Raw genomic sequence first — 6532 nt, 5'->3', positions numbered from 1 at the left:
GCCGCTGCCGCAGACCCGCAAGGGCGTGGCTGAACGCGCTGGTCAGGCCGGTCGCATCAGCCAGATCAGCGAGCAGCCGGGCACCAGCGTGCCCGACGATGCCCCGCCCGTCCCCGGTCACCATGATCTTCGGACGTATTGCGGTAGCCTTCATCCAGCAAGTGCCTTCCGTGACAGGAACATCGGACCCTCAGCAAGTCCTATTTTCCCTGATCAGAAGGCACTTCCTCGTTTCCGGTCCACTCCTTGGACAGCCCTTAACCAAGGGCCGAGGCTAAGCTGTCCTGATCGATGCCTGTCAACCCGCAGGAAGGCTGTTGTCGGCGGTAGAAGGGCTGGCGTGGGCCCGGCCGGGCAGCATTATCGGCCACCCTGGTTACGGGTATTCGGCGGCCAATCCGCGTCTTTCTAATGGTGGTGCTGATGCCGGAGGTGGTGACCCCACACCTCCGGTTCCTTCGGACGTAATCGAGGCCATGGCGCCGTGGTCGCGGTTTGTCGATAACTCCCGTCGACCGCCGGGAGAGTCAACCGAAAGGAACGCCACCATGTCTGCTGCTGTCATCGTGAAGTCCTGGAAGGACGCCGAGCTCCGGGAGTCGGCGATCGACCACCCGGCCGGCACTGGCTTCGGGGAGCTGAGCGTCGAGGAGTTGCGCGAGGACCGCACCATCTACGCCGCGAGCAGCGGCTGGGTCTGCACCCTCACCATCGAGTGCGGCACGGTCGTCTGCGCCTGCCAGTAACGCTCGCCGTGGCGCCGGGGCGCGCAACAGCCGCCCCGGCGCCCCTCTTTCCGCAGGAGAGCCATGTCGTCCGTCAACAAGACCACCACCCCCTCCTCCCGAATGAGTGCGTATCTGCACGAGCGCTCGGCTGATGTGGCGGCGCATGAGACGCAGACGGAGCCGGCCCGGTCGGTAGTAAGGCTGATCGAGGCATGGCGCAAGTCCGCCTTTCTCGACGAGCGCGTGTTCGCCCTTCGCCTGCGCGAAATGGGACTGACCTCCATCGACTTCGGCCAACTGCTCGCGGACGGCGAATTCGAGGTTCGCGAAGGCGTGCTGGACTGGGCGACGGAACTGGCTGCCGTCCTGGACACCGACGCCGCGGACGTCGCTGGGCTGCCCTTGTCCACGAAACTGTGGTCCCAGGGTTTTGAACGCCTGCCCTTCGCCGGTCTGCTCAACCGCTTCCTCGCCTACTACGAGCAGCGGCTACGGGACCGACTGCCACCCGCAACCGGTCTGGCGCGCGCGGTCCGGCTGCGCCGGCCGTTGCTGGAGGGCCTGGCGAACCGACTCCTCACCATCTGCACGCGGACCCTGTTGCTGGAACTCAATGTCGCTCGGGTTCAGGGACAGCTGACCGGCGACACCCCGCAGCAGCGCTACGACCACTACGACCGGGTGCTGCTCACGGACGCCGGAAAACTGAATGCTCTCTTCGACGAATACCCGGTGCTCGGCCGCTGCCTGGTGGAGGCTGGACGCGGGTGGGTCACCCACGTCGCCGAGCTGTGGGAGCGGTTGGCCGCCGACGAGGAGCCGTTGCGAGACGCCGGCCTGTTCCCGCCGGCCGGCGACGTGACCGCTGTCCGGCTAGACTTGGGCGACCCGCACAACGGCGGACGCTCGGTGGCCCAGCTGACCTTCGCTGATGGCACCGACCTCGTCTACAAGCCGCGGTCGGTCTCCGCCGAGCGCGCGTACGCCGACACGGTGGCGGAGCTCAACCGGCTCGGCGTCTCGCCCGCCGTGGTGGCCCCGCGGGTGCTCGACCGCGGAACCCACGGCTGGTGCGAGTTCATCTGCCCGCAGTCCTGTGCCGATTCCAGCGAGCTGACCCGTTTCTATCGCACCGCGGGCTCGGTGCTGGCGGTCATGCTGCTGCTGGGCGCCGTGGACATGCACATGGAGAACGTGATCGCGGCTGGCTCGTCGTTCAGCCCGATCGACCTGGAGACGTTGCTGCAGCCCGGCAATCCCGCCGGTGCTCCGCAGGACGCGTACGGCCGCGCCGTGGATCTGCTCAACCAGAGTGTGCTGGCGATCGGGATCCTTCCCGCGCGGGCCTTCGGAGGCCGGCAGCGGCAGAGCGTTGACGTGAGCGCCATCGGCGGCGGGGAACCCCAGACCGCGCCCCGACCGGTGCCCATGATCGTTGACCTGTACACCGACACGGCACGGGTGGAGGCCGTCGAGGCGACGATGCTCGGCGCGCAGAACCGTCCGACGCTGGCCGGGGTGGACGTCGATCCCCGGGAGCACACCGAGGACGTCGTTGCCGGTTTCGTCGAGGCGTACGACATCATGACCGCACATCGTGAGGTTTTCGACCGGCTGCTCGCCGGCTTCCGCGACGTGGAGGTCCGCTACCTCGCCCGCCCGACACGTCGCTACAGCGTGTTCCTGACCGAGAGCTACCACCCCGACTATCTTCGCGACGCGCGGGACCGGGATCGGTTGCTCGACAAACTGTGGACCGCAGCCGCCGCCCGGCCCGACCTCGTCCCGCTCCTCGAGTCGGAGAAGCGTCAACTGCTCGACGGCGACATCCCCTGTTTCCGTACAGTTGCCGGGACCCGGCAGATCGGCACGGCCGGCGGCGTTCTCGTTCCCGACTTCTTTGCGGCGCCCGGCGCCACCGTGCTCGCCGACCGACTGGCCCGGTTCGGACCCGTGCACCGGGCCGCGCAGGTACGTATCGTCCGGGACTCGATGGGCACGATGCCGGCGCCCCCACCCGCGGTCCGCCAGGTGTTGCCGCCCACGCCGACGGCGGATGTCGATCAGCGGACGGCTGCCGATCTGGCCGGTTTGATCGCGCGTCACCTGGCAGACGAGGCTGTGCTGGGTGTTGACGACGTCAGCTGGATCGGGGTCAGCATCGAGGGCATCGAGCAGGAGACATACAGCTACAAGCCGCTGTCGACCGGTCTCTACGACGGGGTCGCCGGCATGGCGCTCACCTTCGCGTACGCCGCGCGGCAGTTGGAGGACGAGCGGTGTCTGGACCTGGCCCACCGCGCGGCCCGGCCGGTGGTCGGGTATCTCCGATACCTGGCCGAGCACCGCATCGTGGAAACCGTCGGTGCGTACAGCGGCATCGCCGGGCTGCTCTACACGCTCGACCACGTCGCCCACGCCACGGGGGATTCCACCTACCTGGACGCGGTCGCGGACGCGCTGCCCTGGCTGCGCGAGTGCGCCACGCGGGAGGAGTGCCCCGATCTGATCGCCGGGCTCGCCGGCTGTGCCGTGGTGTCGCTGTCCCTGTACCGCCGACACGGCATGCCGGCCCTGCGTGACATCGCGGGCATCTGCGGTGAACGGCTGGCCGGATCGGCGGTCGACGTCGAGGGCACGGCCGGCTGGTACGCGACTCGTACCGGAGTGATGCTCGGCGGGTTCTCTCACGGCTCGGCGGGCATAGCGTGGCCGTTGTACGCGCTGGCGGAGGAGTTCGGCGACGGAGCACTGCGTGAGCTGGCGGGTCGGGCGGTCGACTTCGACCGCCGTCTATACGTGCCTTCTGTCGGGGCATGGCGAGACCTGCGTCCGGAGATGGCCGACTCCGATGGGTATCCCGCCTTGTGGTGCCACGGCGCCGCCGGCATCGGACTTTCCCGCCTGTTGATCCAGCGGCACCATCGGGACGACCAGTTGGCGCGGGAGGCGTCGGCCGCCGTGGCCCTGGTGTCCACTCACGGATTCGGGCTCAATCACAGCCTCTGTCACGGTGACTTCGGAGCCCTCGCCCTGCTCGACCTGGCAGAGCGGACCGGAGCCGGGCCGACCGGGCACGACGCGTTCGCCGGTGGGGTGGTCCGTGATATCCGGGACGGCGGCGTGCGCTGTGGCCTCACCGGAGGCATCGAGATGCCCGGTCTGATGCTCGGCTCCGCTGGCGCCTGCCTGGGCCTGCTGCGGTTGGCCTGGCCGCAGGACGTCCCTGCGGTGTGCTGGCTCGAGAGCCCCCGTGACCGCGACGCTCGGTGAGCCGGTGCGCGGCGAGCGATCGCGCCACCTGCTGCGCCAATGCGTGGCCGAGCATCGCGGCGCGTTGGCCGCGGTTTGCGTCCTGGCGCTGATCGGGGTAGTCCTCCAACTCGGCCAGCCGTTCCTGATCCGCCGGGTGCTGACGGCGGTCCAGGCGTCCGAGCCGTACGGCCCGGTCGCAGTCGCGGTGCTGCTGGTCATGGTGGCCGGAGCGGGCCTGGGCGCGGTGCAGCAGTTCCTGTTGCAGCGCACCGGTGAGGCGGTGGTGTTCACCGCCCGCCGCACCCTGATCGAGCATCTGCTTCGGTTGCCGGTCAGTGTCTACGACGAGCGACAGACCGGTGATCTGGTGTCCCGGGTGGGCGCGGACACCACCCAGTTGCGCTCGGCCGTCACCGCCGGCGTGGTGGACCTGGTCAGTGGGTTGCTGCTGGTCGCGGGATCGGTGGTTGCCATGGCTCTGATCGACCCGGTGCTGCTCGGGGTCAGCCTGCTCCCGGTGGCGGTCGGGGCGGTGGTGGTGCGTCTGCTGGGTCGGCGTCTGCGTACTCTCAGTGAGAACGTCCAGGTGGAGGTCGGCGGGCTGACCGCCGCCGTGACCCGTGTCCTGGGCGCCATCCGGACCATCCGCGTGGCCAATGCGACCCGACGTGAGACGGCCCAGGTGGTGCGGGCGGCCGACCGGGCACGTGCGGCGGGTGTACGGCTGGCCCTGGTGACCGCTCAGATCGGGCCGGTCGTCCGGCTGGCGTTGCAGGGCTCCTTCGTCGCGGTGATCGGAGTCGGTGGCTATCGCGTCGCCCAGGACGCCATGTCAGTCGGCGACCTGGTGGCGTTCACGCTGTTCCTGTTCACGCTGGCCCTGCCGTTGGCGCAGGTCGGAGATGCGGTGGCGCAGATCCAGAGCGGCCTGGGGGCGGTATCACGGATCCAGGAGATTCTCGAGCTGCAGGACGAGGATCGGACGATGCCGGCACGGCCGGTCCCGCCGGTCCGTTGTCATCGGGCGCAGCCACTGCTGGAGTTCGATCGGGTCTCGTTCCACTATCCGAAGGGTGCCGAGGTGCTGCGGGAGGTGAGCTTCCGGGTCCCCGACGGGGGCACCACCGCTCTGGTCGGTCCTTCGGGTGCGGGGAAGTCAACGATTCTGGCATTGATCGCCCGGCTGTACGAGATCTCCGATGGGTCGATCCGCCTGCACGGTCGGGACATCCGCGATTACCCACTGGTCGAGCTGCGGGGGGTGCTGGGATACGTGGAGCAGGAGGCGCCCTTGCTGGCCGGGACAGTGCGGGACAATCTCACACTGGCCGCGCCGGACGCCGCGGAGTCGGCGATCCGGGCGGGTGACCGCTGCGGTGAACCTGGAGGAGACGCTGGCCCGAAGCCCGGCGGGCCTGGATGCGCCGGTCGGCGACGGCGGCGTTCTGTTCTCCGGCGGGGAACGACAACGGTTGGCGGTAGCCCGGACCCTACTGACCGCGGCTCCGCTGCTGCTGTTCGATGAACCGACCGCCCATCTGGACGCGCGCAACGAGCACGCGCTGCAGACCACGCTGGCGACCCTGGCCGCCGGTCGTACGTTGCTGGTCGTCGCGCATCGCCTTGGCCACCGTGGCCAGAGCGGAGCAGATAGTGGTGATCGACGCGGGTCGCGCGGTGGCTGCTGGACGACACGAGGAGCTGATGATCAACGATCAGCTTTACCGCGAGTTCGCGACCCGTCAACTTCTTGCCTGAAGGGATATTGGCATGCTCAGCGTTCTGGATCAGGTTCCGGTGTTCCGCGATGGCAGCCCGGTGAAGTCGGTACGGGACTCCATCGAACTCGCCAGGGCGGTGGAGTCCTTCGGTTACCAGCGCTTCTGGATAGCCGAGCACCATGGCAGTGCCGCGAACGCCTGCGCGTCGCCGGAGGTGGTCGCGGCCGCCGTCGCGGCGGTCACGACGCGCATCCGGGTGGGCAGCGGCGGTGTCCTGCTGCCCTACTACAGCCCTTTGAAGGTGGCGGAGACGTTCCGGATCCTGGCGGCGCTGTACCCGGGTCGGGTCGACCTCGGATTCGGCCGGGGAGCCGGTGGCCCAGTGGCCATGGCGGAGCTGCTCAATCCTTACGCTCTGGCCACGGACGAGGCGTTCCTCCAGCAGATCGGCCGCCTGCTGGGTTTCCTCGGGGATCCCCGTGCCGTCAGCCGGGTCTCGGTGACCCCGGAGGTGGCACAGCCACCCGTGCCGTGGATGCTCGGTTCCGGGGTGGGTAGCGCCCGGATGGCGGGCATGCTGGGCCTGCCGTTCTGCTTCGCCCAGTTCATCGCCGCCGAGGAAAGTCCCGAGGCGATCGCCGCCTACCGCGAGGCGTTCCGGCCGTCACCGTGGTCGGCCGAACCCCAGGCGATGCTCGCACTACGAGTGCTCTGCGCCGACACGGCGGAGCAGGCGGAGGAGTTGGCGACCTGCTTCTGGATGTCTTGCACCACCGGTTGGCGTGCCCAGGTGCAGTTGACCGATGACTACCGTGGTGGCGTGCCGAG

3 protein-coding genes and 3 pseudogenes are annotated in these 6532 nt (G+C 69.0%); 5 read left to right on the top strand and 1 reads right to left on the bottom strand.

The features are described 5' to 3' along the window. Positions 1–154 (bottom strand): annotated as a pseudogene (locus C569_RS33515) (IS1380 family transposase); the annotation flags it as partial. Between the two features lie 394 nt (positions 155–548). On the opposite strand from C569_RS33515, the gene C569_RS0129325 reads away from it, so the two are divergent. The 5 genes and pseudogenes from C569_RS0129325 to C569_RS31615 form a co-directional block, all read left to right on the top strand. After that, positions 549–746 (top strand): hypothetical protein, encoded by a 198-nt coding sequence (locus C569_RS0129325; RefSeq protein ID WP_026268801.1) that lies wholly within the window; start codon positions 549–551, stop codon positions 744–746. 102 nt (positions 747–848) lie between these two features. Then, positions 849–4001, top strand: coding sequence for a type 2 lanthipeptide synthetase LanM family protein (locus tag C569_RS0129320; RefSeq protein ID WP_196806825.1), 3153 nt, complete (start codon positions 849–851; stop codon positions 3999–4001). After that, positions 3982–5268 (top strand): annotated as a pseudogene (locus C569_RS31620) (ABC transporter ATP-binding protein); the annotation flags it as partial. The gene C569_RS0129320 and the pseudogene C569_RS31620, both read left to right, overlap by 20 nt. Then, a pseudogene (locus tag C569_RS34820) lies at positions 5183–5461 on the top strand (hypothetical protein); the annotation flags it as partial. The pseudogenes C569_RS31620 and C569_RS34820, both read left to right, overlap by 86 nt. Positions 5462–5753: 292 nt before the next feature. After that, the coding region (locus C569_RS31615; RefSeq protein ID WP_018789255.1) for an MsnO8 family LLM class oxidoreductase at positions 5754–6532 on the top strand (779 nt) is incomplete at its 3' end.

It is taken from the genome of Micromonospora sp. CNB394 (genome assembly GCF_000374985.1).
In the GTDB taxonomy this organism is placed as follows: domain Bacteria; phylum Actinomycetota; class Actinomycetes; order Mycobacteriales; family Micromonosporaceae; genus Micromonospora; species Micromonospora marina.
Note: the sequence above shows the minus strand (reverse complement) of the source record. Positions and strands in the feature narration are given on the sequence as shown.